The organism is Pseudanabaena biceps PCC 7429 (assembly GCF_000332215.1).
GTDB lineage: Bacteria > Cyanobacteriota > Cyanobacteriia > Pseudanabaenales > Pseudanabaenaceae > Pseudanabaena > Pseudanabaena biceps.
The window spans coordinates 1-23,377 of record NZ_ALWB01000031.1; the positions used below are offsets into that span (position 1 = coordinate 1).

Sequence of the window (23,377 nt, forward strand, 5' to 3'; positions counted from 1 at the left end):
TTAATCGCATGATTCAACTTGCTAAACCTGTCTCCTGTTCTGTTGTTAGTTAATTATCTATCCTAATATTCTCTATTCTTTTGTCTTCTTTTTATTCATGCAACAACGCCCCGCTAAGGAATTGATTCTCTAGCAACATGCTCGTAAACAGTTCAACATAATTAAAAACCAAAACCAGAGAGCGGGCGGTACGCTCTTCTAGGCTTTAAGTTTACTTATGCTTAGCTATTTACCAACTTAAACACAGCAAGACGATCCTTAAAGGCAAAACCTTGTGGGGATTGAGTTCTGCTCTTCTTAAGTTTCATCTCACCTAAAGTGACTTGGTATCGCTAACAAAAATGAAATGTATATCCTATGATAATGCTTAAACCTAGAAAGTAGAGGTATATCTTCACTCTAGCGGGTGTTTCTAGGTCTAAGTTCGCAAATATTTCCCGATTAGCGACTTTCAGAAATGATAGAAAAATATACGGCAATTATTAAATCAAACAAGTCAGACAAATCAAACAAAGTTACCATCTCTTACGTTGCTATAGATCGACATTAAAGGGAAAGAACTATCATTTCTCTACAGTATGACAATATTCGCATAGTCCGTTTGCACGAGTATTGTTTTGTTTTCTGCCTTTGCTGCTTCTAACCATGCAGTTTTAGCAAGAATTACTTCATGGAGCGCTTGCTGTGGAGTTTCTGCGATCGCTGAGCAATATTTCAAGTCAGGGATATCGGCAATATATGCCCCATCTTCTTCGCTGTAAAAAATATTGATGTGATAGTCTTTCATGGTTATTTTGCTACTCAATCGGATCGTCAATTGGGGGATGGCGGTTGATGGCTATGTCTGCAATCCGAATGCTAATTAGGCGATCGCGGTTACAGTCTAAAGCTTTCACAGTGGCGCGTCCTGTTGGGGTTGTGCCTAATAATTTCAGTTTATCGTTAGACCAGACAAAATGATCTTGCCAGCGATCGCTACGGGGATTAAATAGAGGAGTTTCTATTCCTGTTTTGGTATCGAGGGCAGTATTTTTTGTGTACTTCTGGCGATTGCAATGGAAGCAAGCAAGGGCAAGGTTATCAAGATTATCTGTACCGCCTTGAGATTTTGGCAGGACATGATCGATGGTGAATTGAACGAATTGCCATTTTTCTACAGCATGACAATATTCGCACAGTCCATTTGCGCGATCGCGAACTTGGGCTTTGATGGTTTCGGTTATGTTACGCGCCATGTTGGATTTCTGGCTGAGTTTTGGCGATGTTTTCGAGTAAGAAGTTATTGCGAATCATCCGATTTACAAAACTGAGATAATCATCGATCGCCTCAAAATCATCTAATTCTTGTTCTTCTGTTTCAGTGAGTGGAGTTTCTGCTCGTTTGTCGAGTAAGCTTTCGATGCGTTGTTGGATGTTTTGCGATGCGCGAAAGATCATTACTCCGTCTTGTAGTGTTATAGCGATCGCGCCATCAAGGGGAAGATTTTTGGGTAATGTGGTAAGTGGGGCAATTGTTGAAGTATTCATTTTATTTCTCCTGTCTTACATTTCAGATAGCCCAGCATTGATTTTAGCGATGAGTTCTTGGGTAGTTTGTTCTCCTGTGAATAGGCGTGTTTGGATTGAATCTGTTAGGCTTTGGCAGAGTTTATGAATCGCTTCATTAGCGCACTTTTGCCATAAAGGGCGATCGCAAGAATTATTTGAAACCATATTTTTGCTCTCTCTTTCTAAATGCTTCCTTGCCACCTTCGAGAACATCACATATTCTCTCTCTAATTTTTGAGCTTTCAAGAGAACCACTAAAGTACGACAAATTCTCAGACTTATTGTCTGCGACAATCACTTGCTCTGCATCGGCATTTACGACTAAGTTCGCATTATGTGTAGCGATGATAATTTGGCGATATTTTTTGATTGTTGTAAAGATAGGAACAAGACGCTTCATTATGAAATCATTATCAAGATCGTCTTCTGGCTGATCGATAATAATTGGATCGAAGAAGGATTCAGTCGCAAGCTTTAAGCAAAGATAAAGAGTCCCTCTCTGACCAATAGACAACTCTTCTGGACTTTTGTCATCATACTTAATTCTGGCAAGAACCTTGAGATATTTTTGCCTTTCTGATTCGGAGAAAAGAAGAGTTAAAAGCCTATCGATTCCATCTTGATTAAAGTAATCTTCCTGTTCTAAAAAATCGTCTAACGTGGATGGGCTTTGAGCGTTAAACCAAATAACAGGTTGATTACTGATGAGAAGCTTATAGGCTTCATAGCTATCTACTGGAATCATGCTTTTAATTCTATCTAGAGGAGAAGAATCTTGTCTGGCTCTAAATTTTGTAAGATTCAAACAAGATTTTACGTGTTCATAGAATTTAGACTCATCAAAATATATCTCTCCGTGGATACTAATTGGTTGAAGAAGGTCTTTAATTAATTTTTTTTGCTGATCAACCCACTCGGATCTACCTTCTGACTTTTCAACCCATTTATCTTTAACGTGGGAAACTAACCGATTAAATCTTATATCTAGCTGATTAACATATGCATTTCTTTTTTCGACCAGAGACTGTAGTTGACCCCATTTTGTATCAATTTGATGTATAGTTTCTTTCTCTTTCTCTATTTCAGAACGGTACTCTTCCACCTTTTGAAGTAAAGTAATGGGATCTCCCTCAATTTTTTCTTGCTCTAAACTCTCCTGAACTCGAATATTACTAAGTTTTAAATTAGTAGTCATTTCAGTTAAAGATGATACAGCCTCCTGAATAGATGAGACTTGCGAAGAAAAATCAACAATTGGAATGAAAAACTCACTTAATTCATCGTTAACAGATCGAATTTCACTATTGATCTCGATTGCAAGGCTATCTAGTTTTGTCTTAAGACGGGTTAGTCGGTTAGTGTGTTTTTCATTAGCTTTAGTCGAAGAGATATTATTTGCATAACTCTCTATCATCTGTCTATTACTCTCTGTAGTTATAGTTGAAATAAGTTGAGTACGACGGTCGATAATTGCTTGGCTGTCATCTCTAGGATGTTTATTTAGCCAAACTTTACATTCTTTAATCTGGCGTAGTATATCGTCAATATCTTCTTCTTGATCCAAAAGATTTTCTCCAACCAAGGAAATTCCTAACATTTCCAAAATTGCGTCGCTAAGAAATTCTGGATCTTTGACGATATCTTGAACTTCTCTTTGATGAACGTGCAAATAAATTATTTCGGATTCCCCACCAATCCGAAACTCTTCAGTTTCACCAGTATTTTTAGCGTAGGTTACTGAAAAGTCACCCTGCATAGAAATTTCATCGGTTCTATCTTTATTTTTTTTCTTGTTGAAAGTTTTAGCAATGGCATCCAGCAATAGACTTTTACCTGTCCCCCTACCACCGATAATAGCTATTAATCCCGAATTAAGTTCTAGATTAGTGTCAGTAAAGCTAATTTTTTTGTTGAGCAATTTTGGGAAAATTTGTGTAGATTGGATTTTAATCTGCGAAAAATACGGTTTTGGAAATTCAAGAATAGGATTTTTTTGCCCGATCCGAACTCTCTCAGAAGGGTCATATATCGTATATTTTAAACCTTCAAAAGTTGGATCGGCTTTAATCCATGTCATTCTATTACTTGGGTAAACACCATAGTCAGCAACCTTATGAGCATCACTACCAGAAACAACAGGCTTGGGCTTCCCACCCATAGTTTTAATAAAATTTGCTATGTATTTTTTATTTTGGTCTGTTTCAATCCCAAGAAATAGTTCAATCTCATCACAATCTCTTGTCTCAAAAGCATGAGCAGACTGCATGAAGTAATTATCATCTTGAGGATATCTTTCCCAATCAAGTTTTGATAATCCATCAGATGTACCATATGGAAGAATAATAAGACATGTTCCTTCTGGCAAGAGTCTCTGAGCATCCTGCAAACAGTCACGTATAACTTCAGCAGTTTTACTACCCAGTTCTAAACACTTTCTTTCATCATTTTGGTGATTACTAAAGCCGTGCGCTCTAGCTTTGCTATCATCCAAGGTTTTTGCGAATTGAGTTAATGCTTCATCTGAAAGTGGTCTTTTATTCGCTCCTATGCGTATTAGTAATGAAGCCTTAAAATCCAATAGATTTTGATGTGTTAATTTGTCTGACAGCAGAAAATGGATATTCAAACGAAAAGGTGCGTGACACTCAATCCGAAGTTCGATTCCAGGCAAGATAGTCTTACGCTTTAAATGTGGATTCTGATCTAGAAACTTAGTTAATTCAAAATAACCATCAAAAGTCCAGTAATCCATAATGCCAAACACTTCGACATCAGATTGATTGATCTTCTCTATGAGTTTCGTTAATTCCGCATTCTTCTCTGCGTCTTCCATTTCATAGAAGCGCTTCCCCCCATTCCAATGAAATGATGCAGGAGTATGAATATGCAGATCCCACTTTCTCCATTCCGATCCTTTTGAAAATTCCATCTTTATTTTTATTCTTAATAATTTAGATTGCTGATTAAATTTCAATTCAAGTTAGGCTTTAACCAAATAAAATAGATGGTTAAACTCTGTTATAAAAGTTTTAACTTATTTTCTTGTCTTAAATATCCTCTTAAATTCTAGCTTACTCAGATATGAGGAGCTAATTTTTAAAATGGCTTGTTTTGCAGATTTCGCTTTTGTATCTTGTAAATTTCACTTAACTGATGCAGTCAACTGTAATCCCAAACTATCCAACCAAGCCGCCAACTCATACACCACTTGACTTTTATCACTTGCACCAAAATCTTTCACACATTGTCGATTACAAAAGCTCAAGAAACCGATCTAGATCTATTCTTGCCTGTTTTAAAATATGTGACAGCGTAGATCTCTTGACTGGACGATGAGCAGGAACCGTAATTTTTAGCGTTTCATCAACCGTCCGTTTTTGAAGACGGATATGGCTTCCCTTCTGACGAACTACAATCCAGCCATCTCTCTGTAAAGCATTGATAATGCGATCATAGGGCAAATTTGGAACCTTGCTCATACTTCAACTTCCTGAAGCATCGCTCGTTCAGACATCAGCAAATCATCCTCAACAGGTTCGAGATAAAGCGCGATCGCCTCTTGAATATTTTCGAGCGCTTCCTCAACTGAGTCCCCTTCACTGACGCAACCTGGCAAAGAAGGCACATAAACCGTAAAGCCTAGATCCTCACTTGGCTCAAGAATAACTTGAAATTTCATGCTTGCTCCAATTTCTTGACACTTACCGTCAATTTTAGCCCCAAACTATCCAACCAAGTTGCCAACTCATACACCACTTGACTTTTATCACTTGCGCCAAAATCTTTCACCCATTGCCGATCGCCCTCACCACCCAATGCGATCGCCACATGACCTAAACATAAAGGTAACAATTCAATCTCAGGCTTCTCCTCCTCTAAAACAGCAAACACATAAGCCGCAGACTCCTCAGGATCTTTGAGAGAATCAATCAAAAAATCTTCATGAGATTTAACCTGTACTTTTTCGCTTTTCATAGCAACTCCAACAAAAACTGATTACACGCTACGAACAAGCGATCAATCTCACAGGTTTTAAAATATTATCAACTGCGAGATTGACAGAATGAAACCTGATACCTCCCAAGCTTTACCCCCTCATGTTTTGTTTTTTTAATCATGAGATTAACAGTATGGATATCTCCCATAAGGACTTTCATGTCTTTTTTGTATTTGGTTACGCTATAGTACAAATCATTAGCTTCACCAAAATTCAAGATGCTGAATTTAAACGAAATTATGTCACTGACTCGCCCGATCGCTTGGGGAGCAGGAGATATTCTGATGAAGTATTACCAAGAGCCTCAAGACCTAGAAATCACCTTCAAAGGTGGTGAAGAAGGCAACGTCACCTCCGCCGATTTAGCGGCTAATGATTTCATCTTGAGCCAGCTAAAGCAAACCTTTGGCACGGATAACTTTGCCTACCTCAGTGAAGAAACTGAGGATAATATCGATCGCCTCGATCATGAATGGGTATGGATAATCGATCCGATGGATGGCACAAGTGACTTTATTCGCCGCACCAACGAATTTGCCGTACATATTGGCTTAACCTATCGCCAGCGTCCCGTACTCGGACTCGTAGCAACCCCCGCCCAAGATCGTCTATTTCAGGGGATATTAGGTAACGGAGCCTATATCGAGACTAGGGACGGCTTGCAGCAACCGATCAGAGTTTCCAACAAGATCGCCCTCACCGAAATGGTAGTGGTCGCCAGCCGCAGCCACCGCAACTACCAACTAGAAAACATTCTCCACCAACTACCCAAAGCAGCCGAAATTGCCGTTGGTAGCATTGGCGGTAAATTTGCAGCGATCGCATCGGGTCATGCCGATGTCTATATCTCGGTCTCAGGCAAATCTGCCCCTAAGGATTGGGACTACTGCGCTCCCGAAATCATTCTCACAGAAGCAGGCGGACAACTCACCCATTCCGATCTATCCCTGCTGTCTTACAACAATCTCGAACTACGCCAATGGGGAACAATCGTCGCTAGCAACGGTCATTGTCATCGGGAAATTTGCCAAATCAGCCAAGAAGCGATCGCGCCAATTATGAAATAGTTTTCGATTGCCATTATGCAATTACAAAATGAAATTACAAAATGAAATTACAAACAGTTTTAATTGTGGGTATCGCGATCGCTGGGATCATGGCAACCACCAATCCCAGCAAAGAGCGCTACGTCGAATATGCCACTGAGCAATTTTCCGAAACGGGGAAAAACTCCCTTTGTGCGGGTGACAATATCCCGATCGCCGTTCAGCAGTCTTGCAAGTTTGTGATCTCACAAGGCAAAGTAGCACTCAAACCCGTCATCGGAAACGCCACCAAACAGCAAAACTTTGGATTGTTTAGTCTGTACGAAACGGATATGCCCAACAAAAAAATAACTACCCTCGCCGCTTTTGGCAATTTCTTCATGTTCAAATAAAAAAGAAAAGAATTTATACCAAAGCTCAAAATGGCTACGCCATTTTGAGCTTTGGTATAAATTCTTACTGGGTTTGTTTTTTAATTCACAAAAGTATGACAACACTTTCGTGAATTGGTATTAGAGTCGGTGCGATGCACCGACTTTATGAATTAGGGATTATTAGGGATTGTCAAGATCGAACTGCTCCAATAGCTTCCAGACCCCTTGCAGCAGCTTATCTAGTCCCTTTTTCGAGGCAGCCGAAATGGAGAGAATCGGAAAATCGAACTGCGCAGCGATCGCCTCCACATCTTCAGGCAACATCGCATCGATCTTATTCAGTGCTACAATTTGAGGCTTATCCGCTAAGCCGTGACCATAAGCCTCTAACTCCTCTTGAATGGTGTGATAGGCATTTAGAGGATCCTCTTGGGTGACATCGATCAGATGAATGAGCAGCTTTGTGCGTTCGACATGACGCAAAAAGTCATGCCCTAAACCAATCCCGTCAGATGCGCCTTCAATTAACCCAGGAATATCCGCAAAAACGATCCCATCGCCCGATGGCTTAGACACTACACCGAGATTGGGGACAAGCGTAGTGAAGGGATAATCAGCAATTTTAGGACGAGCTGCCGATACAACGGAGATCAGCGTCGATTTACCAGCATTGGGCAAACCAATGATCCCCACTTCCGCGATCAGCTTTAACTCCAAATATAGGGTGAGTTCTTCTCCTGGCAGCCCTGGTAAGGCGTAGTCAGGAGCGCGGTTTTGATTGCTCAAGAAATATTTATTTCCCAGTCCACCTTTACCGCCTTTTGCCACAAATAGGGTTTGCCCCACCTCAGTGAGATCGCCCAGAACTTCGCCCGTCTCCTCATTCATGACCACCGTACCGATGGGAACTTTAATCACGCGATCGTTGCCCTTGCGACCCGTCATGTTACTAGGACCACCACGTTCGCCATTTTCAGCCTTAAAGATATTCTCAAAGCGAAAATCTAAGAGGGTTTGCAGATCCGTTGTTGCCTGCAAAATCACCGAGCCACCATTACCGCCATTGCCACCTGCTGGACCACCCGCAGGTACATATTTCTCGCGGCGAAATGCGACTAGCCCATCACCACCATCTCCAGACTTCACTTGTATCGTAACGCGGTCAATAAAATGCATTGCTAACTCAATTGCTTGCTCTGTTTAACCGAGACAATCCACTTAACTTACAGGATCATCTTCATTGGTTTTATTTCTATTATGCAGCGATTAGGGTAGTAATACCAAAACTAAAAATGGCTACACCATTTTTAGTTTTTCAAACCCTTACTAGGTTTGGTTTTTAACTCACAAAAGTGTTGTCACACTTTCGTGAATTGGTACGTGAATTGGTATAAGTGGCTAAAATGAATAACCTTAAAACTCCAAAGCGAGAAGAGAACTACGCCGTACTCCTCTTCTCACTTTGGAGTTTACAGTGCATTGCGCTCAAACCCAAACCAAGGAAATTTTTGAAAGCGTTGCTTTGCAACGCTTTCAAAAATTTCCTTGTGGTTCGTTTGATTGATAATTGCTGTAAGTCCTAGCCTAAGTAGCTAGACGCAATTAAATATAAAACCTCAAAATCTGTAGCGCACGCTGCGCGTGCGCTACAGATTCTGGCTCTGTTTTTTCGTTATCCCCAGCTACTTAGGCGATCACCTAAGTTAAGATTAAAATTGAAAATGATTATCAATTTTTATAATTAAATTATTATCAAATTATTATCAAATTTTATTGCCATGCCAGCCAAATCGAAAACACAGTCTGCCAAAAACCAGTCTGCAAAAACTGATGATGCGCCAAACTGTGAAATTCATCTGGTGCATTTAGATAAAGTAGCTGCTTGCCAGTCTGATCTAGTCGCTCTCAAACAAGCTCAACAAATGGCAGATTTTTTTGCGGTGTTGTCCGATCCCCATCGACTGCGCCTCATATCGGCTCTAGCCCAACAGGAATTATGTGTTTGCGATTTGGCGATCGCCATGAAAATGAGCGATTCGGCGGTATCCCATCAACTGCGGATTTTGCGATCGGCGAGATTAGTCACATACCGCAAGGAAGGGCGCAATGTTTATTACAGCCTTGCAGACGAGCATATTGTCAATCTCTACCGAGAAGTTGCCGACCATTTGCAAGAAGTTGAGTCTTAAAGCCCAATTATGGCGATCGCTAAGCGATCGCCATAATTAGGCTTGCTTCCGACACTTAACACCCATTTATACCAATTCACAAAAGTGTTGTCACACTTTTGTGAATTACTCCTTTCCCAGTGAATAATTAGCGTTGCGGCGCAAAGCGCCGCAACGCTAATTATTGGGTTTTGATGTCTATTTTTTTTGGTGGGAAGGGAGTAAAAACTAAACCTAGTAATGGTTTTCAAGTTAAGAAATGGCTACGCCATTTCTTAACTTGGTATTACACAAGTTTACTGCTAATCTATTGAATAGTTGTTCAAGTATTCAGGCATAGGTATGGGGAAAAATTGTTGCGGTGACGAGCCGATTAAAAGCTCTAAGAGCCATAATCACGCCCATGACGAAGGTGCGCACCACCCTCAAAGCTCTAAAAACCACGGGCCTAATCACAGTCATGAGCATGACCATGATAGGCATGACGGACATGATCATAGTCATGGTTCTGAGGAATTCGATCTCCAAAAAGAAGCTATTCCCCTGCTTGTGGTGATTGTCCTGTTTTTGATTGGTTCCATTTACAACGAGCAACTGCATAATACGCCCTATGCCTTGGCAGAGTATTTGATTCTGATTCCTGCCTACTTATTAAGCGGTTGGAACGTGCTAATGACTGCTGGCAGAAACATTTTGAAGGGTAGAATTTTTGATGAAAACTTCTTGATGACCATCGCCACATTGGGGGCGATCGCCATTCATCAATTACCTGAAGCTGTCGGTGTAATGTTGTTTTTTAAAGTAGGAGAACTCTTCCAAGACTATGCGGTAGGCAACTCAAGGCGATCGATTAAAGCGGTTTTAGAAGTCCGTCCCGACTATGCCAACCTTAAAGTTGATGGTGTAATTACGAAGACTTCCCCCGATCTAGTCCAGATCGGCGACATCATTACAGTTACCGCAGGCGAAAAGATTCCCCTTGATGGCATCGTGATTGTGGGAACTTCTCAAATAGATACTTCAACACTCACGGGTGAATCCGTACCGCGTTCTGTAGGAGTCGGTGATGTTGCCCTTGCAGGAACTATCAATAAAACTGGCATTTTAGATATTCAAGTCACCCAGTTATTTGGATCATCCTCAATCGCCAAAATTCTCGACTTAGTGGAAAATGCCAGTAGCAAAAAGGCGGAAACTGAGAAATTAATTACCAAATTCGCCAAACTCTATACGCCGATTGTAGTATTTATCTCCTTAGTGATCGCGATCGTTCCACCACTGCTCATTCCCAAGGCAACCCTAGCTGAATGGGTATACCGCGCCCTAGTCATTTTGGTGATTTCTTGTCCTTGTGGTCTGGTGATTAGCATTCCCCTTGGCTATTTTGGTGGTATAGGTGGGGCTGCTAAGCGCGGCATTCTCATCAAAGGTTCGACATTCTTAGATGTCTTAAACGATGTAAGAACGGTTGTCTGCGATAAGACGGGAACTCTAACCAAGGGGACTTTTAAAGTAACGCAGATCGTCCCCGCACAGGGCTTTAGCAAAGATGAATTACTATCTATTGCAGGTCATATCGAAGCCCAATCGACCCATCCGATCGCTCAATCAATTAAGGAAGCCTACAAAGGAGAATTGGATTTAACCAAGGTTTCTCATTACGAAGAAATTGCTGGGCATGGGATTCGGGCGATGCTTGGCGATCGCTTGACAATTGCTGGCAACGATCGCCTCCTCCATCAAGAGCGTATTGCCCACGACACCTGTAAAGTATCAGGTAGCGTGGTGCATCTTGCTGTGGATACAAAATATGCAGGTTACATTATTGCTGCGGATGAAATCAAAGACGATGCGATCGAGGCAATCCAAAATCTGCACAAAATCGGCATCAAGCAAGTGATTATGCTCTCTGGTGATAACAATGGTGTAGCTGCCGATATTGCAGGCAGGTTAGGGCTCGATTCCTACATTGCGGAACTGTTGCCTGAAGGAAAGGTCGATGCCTTCGAGAAGATTCTCAGTAAATTAGGCAAATCAGAGAAAGCAATTTATGTGGGCGATGGCATCAATGATGCGCCTGTAATCGCTCGGGCGGATGTCGGTATTGCCATGGGAGGTTTGGGCTCCGATGCGGCGATTGAAACGGCGGATGTCGTGATTATGAATGATTCTCCGACCAAGATCGCCGAAGTGATTCAAATTGCCCGTAAAACCCATAGCATCGTCTGGCAGAATATCATTTTCGCATTGTCAGTGAAAGCTATATTCCTCGTACTTGGGGCTTTCGGCTTGGCAACGATGTGGGAAGCAGTTTTTGCCGATGTTGGTGTGGCTTTAGCGGCGATCGCTAATGCCACTAGAGTTTTGAAATAAGTCTATGGGCGGCGCGAAGCGCCGCCCCATCCCAAAGATGAGTAGCGGCGCGAAACGCCGCCACTCATCTTTGGGATTACTTAACATTCTGCATAGGCTTGACGGTGAGGCTTTGGAAATAGAGAAATCCCGCAGAGAATAGGAAAGTGAAATAGCCGATCGCTTGTCCTAAAAATAAGCGATCGCGAAAACCAAACATCGCTTTAAGTAATATTCCTGGAAATTCTTTATCGGGCAGCACATCATGCACATCCCAAACCAAACCACCTAGCAAGCAAGAACTCATTTCCGCAGTAGAAGATGCAGGAAAACAGATAGAAGTCCGTGAGAGTTCGGCATAGGCAGCGATCGCCCTATCGAGATGTCCGATCGCACTGATGACTAGCCCTGCAACGATAAGTAACAGGAAAACTCCCATAGCTTGAAAGAATACTTTTAGATCGATCCGAATTCCAAATTGAAATAGGGCAATTCCGATCGCCACAGCTCCAACTAAGCCCGCGATCGCCCCAACAATCGGGACGACTCCGCCTTGCAACTTTGCCGAAATAAAGATGACCACTTCAAAACCTTCGCGCAATACCGCAATGAGAATCAGTACAAACACCGCCCAACCCGCTGTTTGTTCATTCGCGATCGCTTTACCGATTTTCCCCTCGATTTCCCCTTTCAGAGCCTTGGCATTTTCAGTCATCCAGACCAACATCCAACTTAACATCGCGATCGCTGTAAGCCCTAAAATCCCCTGCCACAATTGCCCGTAAAAAGCAGCTTGAGCGGGATCAGTACCTTCGACCTGTTTTAAAAACCAGTTTAGTAATATACCTACGACAAAGCTCGCCAATACACCTGTAGCAATGCCACCAAACACCCAAGGATTGAGTACACTGCGATCGGCTTTTTTGAGATATGCCATGACAATTCCCACCACGAGGGCAGCTTCTACGCCTTCACGTAAGGTAATTGCAAAAATTGGTAAGGCGGCACTAAAGTCCATAACTAACTTTTCCTAAAGATCCTAAGTAGTTCAGCAGTAGATCAGCATAATTAAAAAACAAAACCAGAGAGCGTACCGCCCGCTACGCGGGCGGTACGCTCTTCTAGGTTTTAAGTTTATTTATGCCTAAGTAGCTGGGCATAAGTAAAAACCAGAGTCAAAAGCTGAAGCGCACGCGCAGCGTGCGCTTCAGCTTTTGGGGTTTTATATTTAATTGCGCCTAGATACTTAGCTACTTAATTGTAACGTGCGGAAATAATCGAAAAATCAAGGCAATTCAGCCCTTCTTGTCTTTGCCAACTTGCAAAACAAACGATCATAGAGTTTAATTTATAGTAGATAGCTCAACCATTAGATCCGTAAATGAAAATCTTTGTTTATCACACCCCTGAGTTAGTTCCGACTGAAGGGATTCCAGACTGCGCGATCGCCGTTGATATTTTGCGAGCAACTACTACGATCGCCACAGCCCTTGCTGCGGGAGCCGAAGGAGTGCAAGTATTTTCCGATCTTGACGAGCTTTTACGGGTAAGCGAAGCGCATCCACCAGAATTACGGATCCGAGTCGGCGAGCGTGGGGGAAAGACGGTAGAAGGTTTTGATTTGGGAAATTCTCCCTTTGACTTTACGCCTGATGTGGTGAAAGGAAAACGGATCTTTATGAGTACCACCAATGGTACGCGATCGCTGCAAAAAGTCCAGAATGCCAAAAGTGTTTTGGCTTGCGCGATGATTAATCTCGGTTCGGTGTTGAAATATTTGCGCGAAACAAAGCCTGAGACAGTTTGGATCGTCGGTTCTGGCTGGGAAGGTAGTTATTCCCTAGAAGATACGACCTGTGCAGGTGCGATCGCGGCTAACCTCGAAGACGAAGCTGATTTTGGTAACGATGAAGCGGTAGCAGCGGCAACGCTGTACAAGACATGGAAAGGCGAAGTTGAGGAGTTGTTTTATCAAGCTAGCCATGGTAAGCGCCTACTAAACCTCAATGGTGCGGAAGATATCGCCTACTGTGCCAAGTTAGATGTAGTTGATGTATTGCCAAAGCAATCTAGTGCAGGCTTGCTAGTTGCTGCCTAGTGGTACTAGATTAGGTAAGCATTAATTTCCCTGTTTACCATGCCACTGTCGCCGCGCTCATCTCTGCTCATAACGCCCTCAGCAAAACAAGTGGCTAATATCACTGGATCTACGGTAAGACCAGAACGCCTTACCCCTCCCTTGAAATGGGCTGGTGGTAAGCGTTGGCTCGTACAATATTTGCAGAATACTTGGCAGAAATATAGCGATCGCCGATTGGTAGAACCATTTTGTGGCGGATTGGCGATCGCTTTAGGTTTACAACCGAAACAGGCTTTACTCAATGACATCAATCCCCATGTAATCAACTTCTACAAATGGTTACAAAAAGGTTTAAGTTTGGATATTGAGACGAAATATGACCGCATTTTTTATTACGCCCAAAGGGATGAATTCAATCGGTTGATTCAGAATGGAGGAGGAAATACTCGCACCGCCGCGCAACTCTTCTACTATCTCAATCGCACTGGTTATAATGGGCTGTGTCGTTTTAATCAAAAGGGAGGATTTAACGTTCCCTTTGGGAAATATAAAACCATTAATTACAATTCCGATTTCACTGCCTATAAACCGACACTCTCGCAATGGAAGTTTACAAGTATAGATTTTGGCAAAATCAAAATTGCAGCAAATGATCTGATTTATGCCGATCCTCCCTACGATGTAGAATTTCGACAATATTCTAAAAATGGCTTTGAATGGTCAGAGCAAGAGCGATTAGCCCAATGGTTAGCCAATCAAAACTGCCCTGCGATCGCTTCTAATCAAGCAACCGATCGCATTCTTTCCCTCTACAAAGATCTGGGATTTGAGTACAAAATTCTCGATGCTCCTAGAAGAATTAGTTGTAATGGCGATCGCGTCCCTGCCAAGGAAATGCTCGCCTATAAAGGGTTTAGCAAGGGAATCGACTGGGGGCTAGAACTATCATGAGTCTTCGCAATACTGAGACTGGAGCCGTTTTAGAACAAATGGTATTGCATTCTTTAATCTACGGAGGCTATCTCTCCCAGTCCCAGCAATATATCGGCAGTCGTCCAGGAGGAGGTAAACATAAAATCGATGTCGTGGCAAATCGTGGCGATCGCAATATTTTAATTTCCTTAAAGTGGCAGCAAGTGGGTGGCACTGCCGAGCAGAAAGTTCCCTTTGAGGTAATTTGCTTAATGGATGCGATGGAACAGAATCCTAATTATCAAAAAGCTTATTTAGTTCTCGGTGGCGAAGGTTGGACATTGCGCGAATTCTATATCTCAGGAGATTTACAGCAATATATTCCCTATGGCGATCGTGTAGAGATTGTCACCCTTGAGCGATTTATCATGAAAGCCAATATGGGCAAGCTTTAAGCATCTTCCTCTATATCTAATAAATCAGAATCGATTTCCGTAAATGAATCTGACTCATAACTTAGTTGATATAAAGATAATCTATCTTTGATATCTCTAGCTAATTGATCAAAAGTAATGCAAATTATTTTTTGAGAATCGATCAACACCTTGTTTAATCTCCATTTAAGTCGATTTTTATCTATAGGTGACAGGAAAGACTCTCTACCGATTATTAGCATTCCATAAAAATTGATACTATCACTATCAAAAACAGCACGAAATTGGGCAGTATTTCTAAAATCATCAAGCTTCCAAAACCAGTCAACAATTTGGCTAAAGCCATGCTCAAATCGAGGAGACCAATCAGAAGTACTTCGCCCCTTTTCGATAAAAATACTATTTTTAGTAGCATCTTCAAACTCAATAAAGCAGTAAGTCCCATTAACCGAGTCCCCAACAACTAGATCGGCACGAAAATCGCCAAAAACGGCAAATTCATGTTTAATCCTATCAAATCTCACTATTCCTGCTACATAAGAAGCGATAAATGCCGATAAATGCAAATTACTTCTAAAAAATGGTAATACATCTTGAGCTTCTCGAAGTTCTTCTTTATCGAGAAGCTTTTCAAACTCATTAAGTTCAGTAATACATCTTCTTACGTCAAAGTTGAAAGAATCAAGCGGTTTCAATTGTAAGTTCCTTCTTTGATATGGAGCCATACAATCTTTGTAGTCGATCATGATTGACAATATCAGTGACTATTATTTCATCGTCTTGACACCGAAAAATCAATCGATACTTTAAGCCTGCTCTTGCGAGGAAATAATTCTCTTTTAAATTCAACTTATGTACTTGTAGTGACGTATTAAAAGGAAAGGTCGCTAAGGATTCGATCGTTTTGATAACTCTCAAATAATCTTGCTTTTGCAAACTGTCCAGACTTATTTGGGCTTTGTCGAGTAATATAACTTTATTTGAATTTGACATGGCTAGATACTCCTAAGTCGTATCAATAAACCGATAAAATCTGAATTTTATCTAATTTTCTTAGATCTAACACTTGGTTAACGTAAATAATTCTATCATGAACCATTAAAATGCTCCCTACTAAACAAAAGTCATATCAGGAAACGGAAGAGATGAAAACGGCTCATTCTCCTCATATAGCAACGTAAGGTTTGATTTGTCCTAGCTATCTCTTATACCAATTCCCAAAAGTGTGGCTACACTTTTGGGAATTGAAAACCAAACCCAGTAAGGGTTTTAAAATCACAAAATGGCTACGCCATTTTGTGATTTGGTATAATACAAATTTACAAAAGTGTTGTCATACTTTTGTAAATTAACGTCAGTTCGAGTTAAGCTGGCAAATCTTAAAAGCCCAAAGGTAAAAGCCTTGCGTAGCAAGGCTTTTACCTTTGAGCATTGAGAAAGGGTTTGCGTAGCAAACCCTTTCTCAATGCTCGTTTCAAATTATCCCGAACTCACGTTAAATTAAAAGCCAAATCCAGTAAGGGTTTTCAAAGCTCAAAATGGCATAGCCATTTTGAGCTTTGGTATAACCACGCTATAAAGAGCATATTCACTTCTGACAGGAGGCAGTTATGCTTTTTATAGTGATTTTGTTGAGGTTGATTGTTTGATACAGCTATTTACGACAATCGCTTCGCTGCGTAACTACTTAAATACTCATAAATTAAAACAATCATTAGGGCAATCATCAGGACAAATGTCGGTGGGGCTAGTACCAACTATGGGAGCTTTGCACATTGGTCATTTAAGCCTAATCGATCGGGCAAGAACTGAAAATGTCTGCGTAGTTGTGAGTATTTTTGTGAATCCTTTGCAGTTTGGAGTGGGTGAGGATTTTGAAAAGTATCCCCGTACCCTAGAGGGGGATCTCCAGATCTGCGAAACAGCGGGAGTTGACGCAGTTTTTGCTCCAAATATGGAGGAGATGGGAATTATAAATGCTGATTCAGATGCCAAGTCAGATGCCAAGTTAACGGAGGTAATCCCCCCGTTAGAAATGATGGATACTATGTGTGGTCGATCGCGGATCGGACATTTTCAGGGAGTAGCTACAATCGTCACCAAGCTCTTGAATATCGTCCAACCCGACCGAGCATACTTTGGCTGCAAAGATGGGCAGCAGTTGGCGATTATTCGGCAATTGGTGAATGATTTGAATATGCCTGTTGAGATAGTGGGTTGTCCGACGGTACGCGAACCTAGCGGGCTAGCCTGTAGCTCTCGCAATCAATACCTATCCGCGAGCGATCGCGTTTTGGCGGTGCATATCTACCAAAGTTTGCTCCAAGCCCGACAGCAATTTTTTCTCTGTTACGAGCTTTGCTTGCCCTCTCAAATTATCGGAGCCGCGCAAAATTATTTAAACAAGCTACCTGAGATTAACCTAGAGTATATTGAGTTAGTCGATGCCAAGACGCTACAACCATGTACTCAAATTACGTCCGAATCAGAGTTAATGCTAGCGATCGCGGCTCGAATTGGAAATACACGCTTGATCGATAATATTTTGCTGAGTCATACTATTACACCTAGAAAACCGATCATCGCGATCGATGGCCCCGCTGGTGCGGGCAAGTCCACTGTCACTAAGCAGGTAGCAAATAAATTAGGTTTGTTGTTTTTAGATACTGGCGCAATGTATCGTAGCGTTACGCTGGCGGTATTGCGAGAAGGTATCGATTTACGCGATCGCGACAAGGTACGAGAAATTGCTGCCAAATCCAAAATCCAGCTCTTTGCCAATCCGATCGCAGGCAAACCCATGCAGGTTTTACTCAATGGGGAAGATGTCACAACGGAAATCCGTACCCCTGAAGTAACGGCAAATGTCTCCTCGATCGCTGCCCAAGCTGGTGTCCGCGAAATTTTGGTCAAGCAACAACAAATGATCGGTCAAACAGGTGGGGTAGTTATGGAAGGTCGTGATATTGGTACCCATGTATTTCCCGATGCCGAAGTCAAGATCTTTCTAACAGCCTCAGCAGGAGAACGGGCTAAACGTCGTCAAGCCGATCTGATTGCCCAAGGTCAGGTAGCGCCCGATCTTGCCACCCTCGAACGTGAAATTCAAGAACGCGATCGCAAGGACTCTACCCGCGACCATTCACCACTAGTCAAATCTGAAGATGCAACTTTAGTCAATACTGATGGTCTATCTATAGAAGAAGTGGTCGCAGCCATTGTAAATTTGTATGAACAAAAGGTACAAAACCCATGACCTGCTCTTTCTCCAAATCACCATTATTGGCGATCTTTAAATCCCCGTTCATTAAATCCTCGCTTACCAAGTTATTGCTCGTCGCCCTCCCCTTAGCGATTAGTCATAGCTCCTTGCCCCCCAGCCAAGCCCAACCCGCTAACTCAGCGCTGACAATCCGTGCTGACGTACAAGAGGCGAACTCGATTACGGGAGTAGTCACGGCAACGGGAAATGTAAAAATGACCTATCCCGCCCGACAGATTGATGCGATCGCCGAGCAAGCACAGTATTTTTCTAAGGAGCAGCGTGTAGTTTTGACGGGAAATGTGGTTGTTACACAAGAAGGTGTCAATAGCATCAAAGCCCAAACCATTACTTACCTAATCGGTGAAGGTAAATTTGTTGCCGTCCCACCGAGTAACCAGCAGGTCGAAACCATTTATGTTGTCCAAGACCGCGATGCTGTTAATGCCCCTGCAACTTCATCAACGCCTGTAACTCAAATCAAGCCTTCCTTTAAAAAACAGCAAGTTAGTCCTCCTATTTCAACAGTTTCTCCCGAAAAGTTACAACCAAAACCACAGGAAATTTTGCCTGATGGTAAATAATGTTGATGCTTGAAGACTTGATGTTTGAAGACTTGATGTTTAAAGACTTGATGTTTAAAGACTTGATGTTTAAAACCGCAAAAAATGCTTTGTTGCAAATAAGTTCAGTGTTACATTTTCAAACTTCCCAACCAAATTGAGTAATGCAAATCACCCTCGACAACGTTAGTAAAAACTACAATGGCAGGCAAGTCGTTCAGCAAGTGAGCCTCACGGTCAAACAGGGGGAGATTGTCGGACTGCTAGGACCCAATGGTGCTGGCAAAACCACATCGTTTTACATGGCAACTGGGCTAATTCAGCCCGATAGTGGTAGCGTTTGGCTAGATCAGCTAGATATTACCCATTTGCCAATTCATAAGCGGGCAAGGATGGGCATGGCATATCTCGCGCAGGAGGCTACGATTTTTCGGCAGTTAACGGTGCGGGATAATCTCCTGTTGGTTATGGAGCAGACCGCTGTGCCGCAGCAAAAACGCATTCATCGGTTGCGGACTTTGCTTGAAGAATTTCGCTTGACCAAAATTGCTGATACGATGGGAATTCAAGTGTCGGGGGGAGAACGTCGCCGTACCGAAATCGCCAGAGCTTTGGCTGTTGGTGAGGAGGGTCCCAAATTTATCTTGTTGGATGAGCCTTTTGCGGGCATCGATCCGATCGCTGTGGGCGAAATTCAGACAATTATTAGCAACTTGCGCGATCGCGATATGGGGGTGTTAATCACTGACCATAATGTGAGGGAAACCCTGTCGATCACTGATCGAGCATATATCATGCGTGAAGGTGAGGTTTTTGCGGATGGTTCTAGCCGAGAATTGGCTGACGATCCCGACGTTCGCAAGTATTACTTGGGCGAAAAATTTCATTTTTGATTTTCTTCTAGATTCTGCGATCTTGCAACAATAATCGAACCAAAAACCTGTAATCTCGATAAAGGAAATGGCAACCTTACAAACGACTCACTCAAGGAAAAAAGTTACAAACGTGTCGCTAGGATGGCTACCGAAACTTTCGATCATGGATCGCTATTTAACTACCCAAATGCTAACCCCATTTTTATTTGGTGTGGGCGCATTTTCTTCGGTAATTTTAGCGATCGGCTCGCTCTTTGAGCTAATTCGCCTGATTACTGATGCGGGATTAAGTGTTTTCACGGCACTACAGATTTTTGGCTATCAGATTCCAGGATTCATGGTGTATTCTTTCCCCATGTCAATGCTGTTGGCGACATTGCTCTCCTATAGCCGCATGTCTGGCGATGGTGAGACGACGGCTTTACGCAGTTGTGGAGTAAGTGCTTATCGATTGGTTTTGCCTGCGATCGTGCTGAGTCTATTTGTGACGGGCTTGACCTATGTGTTTAATGAGGCGATCGTACCTGCGGCAAATTGGCAATCACGGAGTACGTTACGGGCGGCCTTAAATCAGGAAAACGTTCAGTTTAAGAGCCAAGATATTTTTTATCAGCAGTATGGGGAAGTGCCGCAGGATGACGGCACAACTAAGCAGGGGCTAGTACGTAGTTTTTATGCCCGTAGCTTTGATGGTAAGGAGATGCGCGGTTTAACGGTTTTAGACTTTTCGCAGGGTCAGCTCCAGCAAATTCTGGCGGCTGAGTCGGCGGTTTGGATCCCCGAACAGAGCGTCTGGAAATTTAGCAAGGGTACGACCTATTTAATTGCTCCCGATGGCAATTACCGCAGTATCCTCCGTTTTGACGATCAGAATTTACGCTTACCTCGCGCTCCACTCGATCTTGCTCAAGAGCAGCGCAGTGCGGAGGAGATGAATATTGCCGATATTCGTCGGAATATCGATCTATTGTCCCAATCGGGAAACACCAAGGAGATCCGCAAGCTAGAGGTCAGGCTGGAACAGAAGTATGCCCTGCCTTTTATCTGTGTTGTATTTGCTCTGGTAGGTGCATCCTTAGGGATGCGTCCGCAACGAACGGGTGCAGCGATCGGATTTGGTTTGAGCGTGTTGATTATTTTTGGTTATTATCTCTTGCTATTTATCTGTGGCGCTCTCGGTCAAGTGGAGTTTCTCTCGCCACTCTTGGCGGCTTGGTTACCTAATTTAATCGGCATTGCGGCTGGTATCACGATCCTCATGCGGGTGACATAATCGCGATCGCTTTTAACTAAATAGCTGAGAATAATTAAAATCTAAAAGCTGTGGCGCACGCTGCGCGTGCGCCACAGCTTTTCGGCTTTTAAATTTAATTGCGCCTAGCTATAGATATAATTCGAGATTCATGATTTTTTCTCCTTTGATTTCACCAATAACCAGCAGACACTGTTATGCAACACCGTAGTTAGTGTAGGGGCGTTTGTATGGTGGTTGTAAGCCTAAAATGATTTCTGATGCGGGAATGCCTTTTTGGACTAATTCTTGACCAATATCGGCTTCGGTCATGTTTTGCTGAATCCAGATCTTGCCATCTTTGATATCTAAATGGATATAACAGGCATAGATACGGGTTAGTCCTTTCCAGCCCAATTCAAGAATTTGATAGTGATCGTGTTCTGTATCACAAACAAGCTGACATTCGATGTCAGACTCTTGAGTATTGCTATGTTTAATTAAGATTTCACGAATAATTTGGCGATATTTGTCTAGTTTTGCCATATAACTATCTCCTTGCTATTAGGTTCATAAGCGATGATTTTCAGATCGTATTGTACGATCGCAGCTTGGGGGAACCGTTCTTGAAAGAAGGTGTTAAAAACATCAATAGGAACGGCTAAATAAATAATTCGTTCTGGTTCTGTCATTTGCAGTGCAAGGCGATAGTTAAGAAATTGCCCTAATGCGTTATGAAAATCGCTAATGTTGGAAGAATTGACGAAACTCTTAACTTCTACAGCAATTTTCTTACCATCTTTTTCTGCGGCAAATACTTTTTCTGCTCCAAGATCGATTTCTAGTTTAATGCGATCGATACGAATAGTTAGTGGATCTCTGGTTATCGTCCATCCATCTCTAATAAGGGCTAGTTTGACTGTTTCATGGAAGATGTCTTTAGCTGACATAGGCTATTGTACTTTTTTGGAAAAAACTTGATCGGCAAAGGCGAAGAGGGTAAAGAGAAAAGAGAAAAAGTGTAAAGAAAAAGTCCTCACGCGAAGAAGCAAACTCACACCACAACCCGAAAACCCTGCCAAATCTCCTTATTACCGGGAATACCTTTTTCGCGATTAGCTGAACGACAGGCAAAATCACTAAGAAACCAAGCGCCGCCACGTAAAACTCGTCTGCGTTGTTCACCTCCAGTTAATCTAGCCCGTCCATCATTTGGCGCACCATTATAATTATCATGCCAGACATCCTCGCACCATTCTTTTACATTGCCATGCATATCATATAAACCCCAAGCATTTGGTAGCTTCTCTCCAACTGGATGAGGTCTATCCCCTGAGTTTTTGTCATACCACGCATAGTCTTTTAATTTATCGACATTACTGCCAAAACAATATTTCCATTTACTACCAGATCTACAAGCATATTCCCATTCTGCTTCACTAGGTAGTCTTACTTCTTTTCCTGTTACTTGCGATAACTTTTCACAGAACAAAACAGCATCATTCCAATTAATGTTTTCTGCAGGATTACAAGGATCTTTCAATTTTGATGGATTTTTTCCTATAATCGCTTGGTACTGAGACTGTGTTACAGGATATTTACCTATATAAAATCCTTGCATATTGACTTGATGGATGGGACTCTCACTGCTATAGTCACTTCCCATATTAAAACTACCTGATTTAATTCTAACCATTTCAAGATTTATCCCATTACCACATTCTAATATTAGGTTTCGACTAAAAGATTCAGATGGCTGAGAAGGCTTTACTCCAAATATTCCCGATAGAAAGCTTGGTTTAGCTGGTTGTGCTTTAACTGTTGAAGGAATTGAATGATTAGCTTTCGGTGATACTGACTTTGATTGAGATGATGGGCTTAACTGCAATATTTGTAAAACCTCCGCCGATGTCTGATAGCGCCTTGTCAAAGCTTTGGCTAACATTCGGTCAACCAAAGAACCTAACTCATTGCTTACCACATTCCCATTCAAAAACTGTCGCCATACCCACGCATCTTCATGATCGCTAAACAGATCGAAAGGCGGAATCTGCGTGAGCAAATAAATGCAAGACACACCTAGTGCATAAATATCACTAGCAAATACTGCCTTACCCCGCGCCTGTTCGGGAGCGGTATATTCTGCACTGCCGATCATTGTTCCCGTTTTGGTAAGAGCCGTCTTCGTTGCCATCTTCGCCGCCCCAAAATCTACCAAAACTAACTTGCCATCTGATCGCCTTCTGATGATATTTTCTGGCTTAATATCGCGATGAATCACATTCCCCGCATGGATAAACTGCAACACAGGCAACAGATCCAGCAATAGATCCTTAATTTTTGCCTCACTAAATCGCCCCTCACGTTTCAACTCCTGTAATAGATTCTCACCATCAATAAATTCCTGTACGAGATATTGCCGCCCATCCTGCTCACAATGGGCTAATAACTCAGGAATTTGCGGATGCTTGCCCAGATCGTCTAGGCGCACTGCTTCCTGTTCAAACAATCTTTGCGCCTCCCGCAAAGTCGCAG

The 23,377-nt window shown here is 42.3% G+C and carries 25 protein-coding genes; 11 read left to right on the forward strand and 14 right to left on the reverse strand.

Translation table 11 applies throughout. The features are described 5' to 3' along the window. Nucleotides 1–571: 571 nt before the first annotated feature. From PSE7429_RS05570 to PSE7429_RS05600, 8 genes are all read right to left on the reverse strand, one after another. Nucleotides 572–787 (reverse strand): type II toxin-antitoxin system HicB family antitoxin, encoded by a 216-nt coding sequence (locus PSE7429_RS05570; RefSeq protein WP_009626109.1) that lies wholly within the window; start codon nucleotides 785–787, stop codon nucleotides 572–574. 10 nt (nucleotides 788–797) lie between these two features. Then, nucleotides 798–1,235 carry an HNH endonuclease gene (locus PSE7429_RS05575; protein ID WP_009626110.1) on the reverse strand — a complete coding sequence of 146 codons (438 nt, stop codon included), beginning with the start codon at nucleotides 1,233–1,235 and terminating at the stop codon, nucleotides 798–800. Further along, on the reverse strand, nucleotides 1,225–1,527 hold the full coding sequence (locus PSE7429_RS05580) for a hypothetical protein (protein WP_009626111.1): 303 nt from the start codon (nucleotides 1,525–1,527) through the stop codon (nucleotides 1,225–1,227). The genes PSE7429_RS05575 and PSE7429_RS05580 overlap by 11 nt, the downstream gene beginning before the upstream one ends. A gap of 15 nt (nucleotides 1,528–1,542) precedes the next feature. Then, the gene (locus PSE7429_RS26240) at nucleotides 1,543–1,713 is read right to left on the reverse strand and encodes a hypothetical protein (protein ID WP_009626112.1); all 171 of its coding nucleotides are present in this window, start codon (nucleotides 1,711–1,713) and stop codon (nucleotides 1,543–1,545) included. Then, on the reverse strand, nucleotides 1,700–4,522 hold the full coding sequence (locus PSE7429_RS05585; RefSeq protein WP_144052484.1) for a TrlF family AAA-like ATPase: 2,823 nt from the start codon (nucleotides 4,520–4,522) through the stop codon (nucleotides 1,700–1,702). The genes PSE7429_RS26240 and PSE7429_RS05585 overlap by 14 nt, the downstream gene beginning before the upstream one ends. A 277-nt stretch (nucleotides 4,523–4,799) precedes the next feature. After that, nucleotides 4,800–5,027 (reverse strand): type II toxin-antitoxin system HicA family toxin, encoded by a 228-nt coding sequence (locus PSE7429_RS05590; RefSeq protein ID WP_009626114.1) that lies wholly within the window; start codon nucleotides 5,025–5,027, stop codon nucleotides 4,800–4,802. Next, nucleotides 5,024–5,227, reverse strand: coding sequence for a type II toxin-antitoxin system HicB family antitoxin (locus PSE7429_RS05595; RefSeq protein WP_009626115.1), 204 nt, complete (start codon nucleotides 5,225–5,227; stop codon nucleotides 5,024–5,026). The genes PSE7429_RS05590 and PSE7429_RS05595 overlap by 4 nt, the downstream gene beginning before the upstream one ends. Next, nucleotides 5,224–5,523, reverse strand: a complete 300-nt coding sequence (locus PSE7429_RS05600) for a hypothetical protein (RefSeq protein WP_009626116.1) — start codon at nucleotides 5,521–5,523, stop codon at nucleotides 5,224–5,226. Before PSE7429_RS05600 ends, PSE7429_RS05595 begins: the two co-directional genes overlap by 4 nt. 240 nt (nucleotides 5,524–5,763) lie before the next feature. Here PSE7429_RS05600 and PSE7429_RS05605 point away from each other — a divergent pair, with 240 nt between their 5' ends. Both PSE7429_RS05605 and PSE7429_RS05610 read left to right on the forward strand, forming a co-directional pair. After that, nucleotides 5,764–6,612: a 3'(2'),5'-bisphosphate nucleotidase CysQ family protein gene (locus tag PSE7429_RS05605; RefSeq protein ID WP_009626117.1), complete on the forward strand. Its 849-nt coding sequence runs from the start codon at nucleotides 5,764–5,766 to the stop codon at nucleotides 6,610–6,612. Nucleotides 6,613–6,653: 41 nt separating this feature from the next. Further along, the gene (locus PSE7429_RS05610; protein WP_009626119.1) at nucleotides 6,654–6,983 is read left to right on the forward strand and encodes a DUF4359 domain-containing protein; all 330 of its coding nucleotides are present in this window, start codon (nucleotides 6,654–6,656) and stop codon (nucleotides 6,981–6,983) included. A 162-nt stretch (nucleotides 6,984–7,145) separates the two neighbouring features. Here PSE7429_RS05610 and obgE read toward each other — a convergent pair whose 3' ends face one another. Then, nucleotides 7,146–8,141 carry a GTPase ObgE gene (obgE, locus tag PSE7429_RS05615; RefSeq protein ID WP_009626120.1) on the reverse strand — a complete coding sequence of 332 codons (996 nt, stop codon included), beginning with the start codon at nucleotides 8,139–8,141 and terminating at the stop codon, nucleotides 7,146–7,148. Between the two features lie 602 nt (nucleotides 8,142–8,743). Here obgE and PSE7429_RS05620 point away from each other — a divergent pair. Beyond that, nucleotides 8,744–9,154, forward strand: a complete 411-nt coding sequence (locus tag PSE7429_RS05620; RefSeq protein ID WP_009626121.1) for an ArsR/SmtB family transcription factor — start codon at nucleotides 8,744–8,746, stop codon at nucleotides 9,152–9,154. Nucleotides 9,155–9,475: 321 nt separating this feature from the next. Beyond that, nucleotides 9,476–11,506, forward strand: a complete 2,031-nt coding sequence (locus PSE7429_RS05625) for a heavy metal translocating P-type ATPase (protein WP_009626122.1) — start codon at nucleotides 9,476–9,478, stop codon at nucleotides 11,504–11,506. Nucleotides 11,507–11,582: 76 nt separating this feature from the next. Here the strand turns inward: PSE7429_RS05625 and PSE7429_RS05630 are convergent, their stop codons facing one another. Continuing rightward, entirely contained in the window at nucleotides 11,583–12,503 is a 921-nt protein-coding gene (locus PSE7429_RS05630; RefSeq protein WP_009626123.1) for an FTR1 family iron permease, read from the reverse strand. Between the two features lie 363 nt (nucleotides 12,504–12,866). On the opposite strand from PSE7429_RS05630, the gene PSE7429_RS05635 reads away from it, so the two are divergent. From PSE7429_RS05635 to PSE7429_RS05645, 3 genes are read left to right on the forward strand one after another with little or no spacing between them, the layout of a single operon-like run. Beyond that, nucleotides 12,867–13,583 (forward strand): 2-phosphosulfolactate phosphatase family protein, encoded by a 717-nt coding sequence (locus tag PSE7429_RS05635; RefSeq protein WP_009626124.1) that lies wholly within the window; start codon nucleotides 12,867–12,869, stop codon nucleotides 13,581–13,583. Between the two features lie 39 nt (nucleotides 13,584–13,622). Next, on the forward strand, nucleotides 13,623–14,516 hold the full coding sequence (locus tag PSE7429_RS05640; RefSeq protein WP_009626125.1) for a DNA adenine methylase: 894 nt from the start codon (nucleotides 13,623–13,625) through the stop codon (nucleotides 14,514–14,516). After that, on the forward strand, nucleotides 14,513–14,932 hold the full coding sequence (locus tag PSE7429_RS05645; RefSeq protein ID WP_009626126.1) for a PD-(D/E)XK nuclease superfamily protein: 420 nt from the start codon (nucleotides 14,513–14,515) through the stop codon (nucleotides 14,930–14,932). The genes PSE7429_RS05640 and PSE7429_RS05645 overlap by 4 nt, the downstream gene beginning before the upstream one ends. Here the strand turns inward: PSE7429_RS05645 and PSE7429_RS05650 are convergent. Further along, entirely contained in the window at nucleotides 14,929–15,636 is a 708-nt protein-coding gene (locus PSE7429_RS05650; RefSeq protein WP_202950400.1) for a Shedu immune nuclease family protein, read from the reverse strand. The two genes, PSE7429_RS05645 and PSE7429_RS05650, sit on opposite strands and share 4 nt — an antisense overlap. A 923-nt stretch (nucleotides 15,637–16,559) precedes the next feature. On the opposite strand from PSE7429_RS05650, the gene PSE7429_RS05660 reads away from it, so the two are divergent. The 4 genes from PSE7429_RS05660 (at nucleotide 16,560) to PSE7429_RS05675 (ending at nucleotide 20,884) form a co-directional block, all read left to right on the forward strand. Next, nucleotides 16,560–18,167, forward strand: a complete 1,608-nt coding sequence (locus PSE7429_RS05660) for a bifunctional pantoate--beta-alanine ligase/(d)CMP kinase (RefSeq protein ID WP_040687451.1) — start codon at nucleotides 16,560–16,562, stop codon at nucleotides 18,165–18,167. Continuing rightward, nucleotides 18,164–18,757, forward strand: coding sequence for an LptA/OstA family protein (locus PSE7429_RS05665; protein WP_009626130.1), 594 nt, complete (start codon nucleotides 18,164–18,166; stop codon nucleotides 18,755–18,757). The genes PSE7429_RS05660 and PSE7429_RS05665 overlap by 4 nt, the downstream gene beginning before the upstream one ends. A gap of 143 nt (nucleotides 18,758–18,900) precedes the next feature. Continuing rightward, the gene (gene lptB, locus PSE7429_RS05670; RefSeq protein WP_009626132.1) at nucleotides 18,901–19,629 is read left to right on the forward strand and encodes an LPS export ABC transporter ATP-binding protein; all 729 of its coding nucleotides are present in this window, start codon (nucleotides 18,901–18,903) and stop codon (nucleotides 19,627–19,629) included. A 67-nt stretch (nucleotides 19,630–19,696) separates the two neighbouring features. Next, entirely contained in the window at nucleotides 19,697–20,884 is a 1,188-nt protein-coding gene (locus tag PSE7429_RS05675) for an LptF/LptG family permease (RefSeq protein WP_009626133.1), read from the forward strand. 174 nt (nucleotides 20,885–21,058) lie between these two features. On the opposite strand, the gene PSE7429_RS05680 is transcribed toward PSE7429_RS05675, so the two are convergent. The 3 genes from PSE7429_RS05680 to PSE7429_RS23370 form a co-directional block, all read right to left on the reverse strand. After that, nucleotides 21,059–21,388, reverse strand: coding sequence for a XisI protein (locus PSE7429_RS05680; protein ID WP_009626134.1), 330 nt, complete (start codon nucleotides 21,386–21,388; stop codon nucleotides 21,059–21,061). Next, nucleotides 21,376–21,792 (reverse strand): XisH family protein, encoded by a 417-nt coding sequence (locus PSE7429_RS05685; RefSeq protein ID WP_009626135.1) that lies wholly within the window; start codon nucleotides 21,790–21,792, stop codon nucleotides 21,376–21,378. Before PSE7429_RS05685 ends, PSE7429_RS05680 begins: the two co-directional genes overlap by 13 nt. A 104-nt stretch (nucleotides 21,793–21,896) precedes the next feature. After that, on the reverse strand, nucleotides 21,897–23,351 hold the full coding sequence (locus PSE7429_RS23370; protein ID WP_009626136.1) for a bifunctional serine/threonine-protein kinase/formylglycine-generating enzyme family protein: 1,455 nt from the start codon (nucleotides 23,349–23,351) through the stop codon (nucleotides 21,897–21,899). Nucleotides 23,352–23,377 lie beyond the last annotated feature (26 nt).

Excerpts from the sequence above, each read along its gene's own strand:
- PSE7429_RS05665 (WP_009626130.1), top strand. The coding sequence starts at position 18,164 with ATGACCTGCTCTTTCTCCAAATCACCATTATTGGCGATCTTTAAATCC.
- PSE7429_RS05590 (WP_009626114.1), bottom strand. The coding sequence starts at position 5,027 with ATGAGCAAGGTTCCAAATTTGCCCTATGATCGCATTATCAATGCTTTA.
- PSE7429_RS05640 (WP_009626125.1), top strand. The coding sequence starts at position 13,623 with ATGCCACTGTCGCCGCGCTCATCTCTGCTCATAACGCCCTCAGCAAAA.
- PSE7429_RS05580 (WP_009626111.1), bottom strand. The coding sequence starts at position 1,527 with ATGAATACTTCAACAATTGCCCCACTTACCACATTACCCAAAAATCTT.
- PSE7429_RS26240 (WP_009626112.1), bottom strand. The coding sequence starts at position 1,713 with ATGGTTTCAAATAATTCTTGCGATCGCCCTTTATGGCAAAAGTGCGCT.
- PSE7429_RS05645 (WP_009626126.1), top strand. The coding sequence starts at position 14,513 with ATGAGTCTTCGCAATACTGAGACTGGAGCCGTTTTAGAACAAATGGTA.
- PSE7429_RS05570 (WP_009626109.1), bottom strand. The coding sequence starts at position 787 with ATGAAAGACTATCACATCAATATTTTTTACAGCGAAGAAGATGGGGCA.
- PSE7429_RS05575 (WP_009626110.1), bottom strand. The coding sequence starts at position 1,235 with ATGGCGCGTAACATAACCGAAACCATCAAAGCCCAAGTTCGCGATCGC.
- PSE7429_RS05610 (WP_009626119.1), top strand. The coding sequence starts at position 6,654 with ATGAAATTACAAACAGTTTTAATTGTGGGTATCGCGATCGCTGGGATC.
- obgE (WP_009626120.1), bottom strand. The coding sequence starts at position 8,141 with ATGCATTTTATTGACCGCGTTACGATACAAGTGAAGTCTGGAGATGGT.
- PSE7429_RS05635 (WP_009626124.1), top strand. The coding sequence starts at position 12,867 with ATGAAAATCTTTGTTTATCACACCCCTGAGTTAGTTCCGACTGAAGGG.
- PSE7429_RS05650 (WP_202950400.1), bottom strand. The coding sequence starts at position 15,636 with ATGGCTCCATATCAAAGAAGGAACTTACAATTGAAACCGCTTGATTCT.
- PSE7429_RS05625 (WP_009626122.1), top strand. The coding sequence starts at position 9,476 with ATGGGGAAAAATTGTTGCGGTGACGAGCCGATTAAAAGCTCTAAGAGC.
- PSE7429_RS05605 (WP_009626117.1), top strand. The coding sequence starts at position 5,764 with ATGCTGAATTTAAACGAAATTATGTCACTGACTCGCCCGATCGCTTGG.
- PSE7429_RS05600 (WP_009626116.1), bottom strand. The coding sequence starts at position 5,523 with ATGAAAAGCGAAAAAGTACAGGTTAAATCTCATGAAGATTTTTTGATT.
- PSE7429_RS05630 (WP_009626123.1), bottom strand. The coding sequence starts at position 12,503 with ATGGACTTTAGTGCCGCCTTACCAATTTTTGCAATTACCTTACGTGAA.
- PSE7429_RS05675 (WP_009626133.1), top strand. The coding sequence starts at position 19,697 with ATGGCAACCTTACAAACGACTCACTCAAGGAAAAAAGTTACAAACGTG.
- PSE7429_RS05680 (WP_009626134.1), bottom strand. The coding sequence starts at position 21,388 with ATGGCAAAACTAGACAAATATCGCCAAATTATTCGTGAAATCTTAATT.
- PSE7429_RS05685 (WP_009626135.1), bottom strand. The coding sequence starts at position 21,792 with ATGTCAGCTAAAGACATCTTCCATGAAACAGTCAAACTAGCCCTTATT.
- lptB (WP_009626132.1), top strand. The coding sequence starts at position 18,901 with ATGCAAATCACCCTCGACAACGTTAGTAAAAACTACAATGGCAGGCAA.
- PSE7429_RS05595 (WP_009626115.1), bottom strand. The coding sequence starts at position 5,227 with ATGAAATTTCAAGTTATTCTTGAGCCAAGTGAGGATCTAGGCTTTACG.
- PSE7429_RS05620 (WP_009626121.1), top strand. The coding sequence starts at position 8,744 with ATGCCAGCCAAATCGAAAACACAGTCTGCCAAAAACCAGTCTGCAAAA.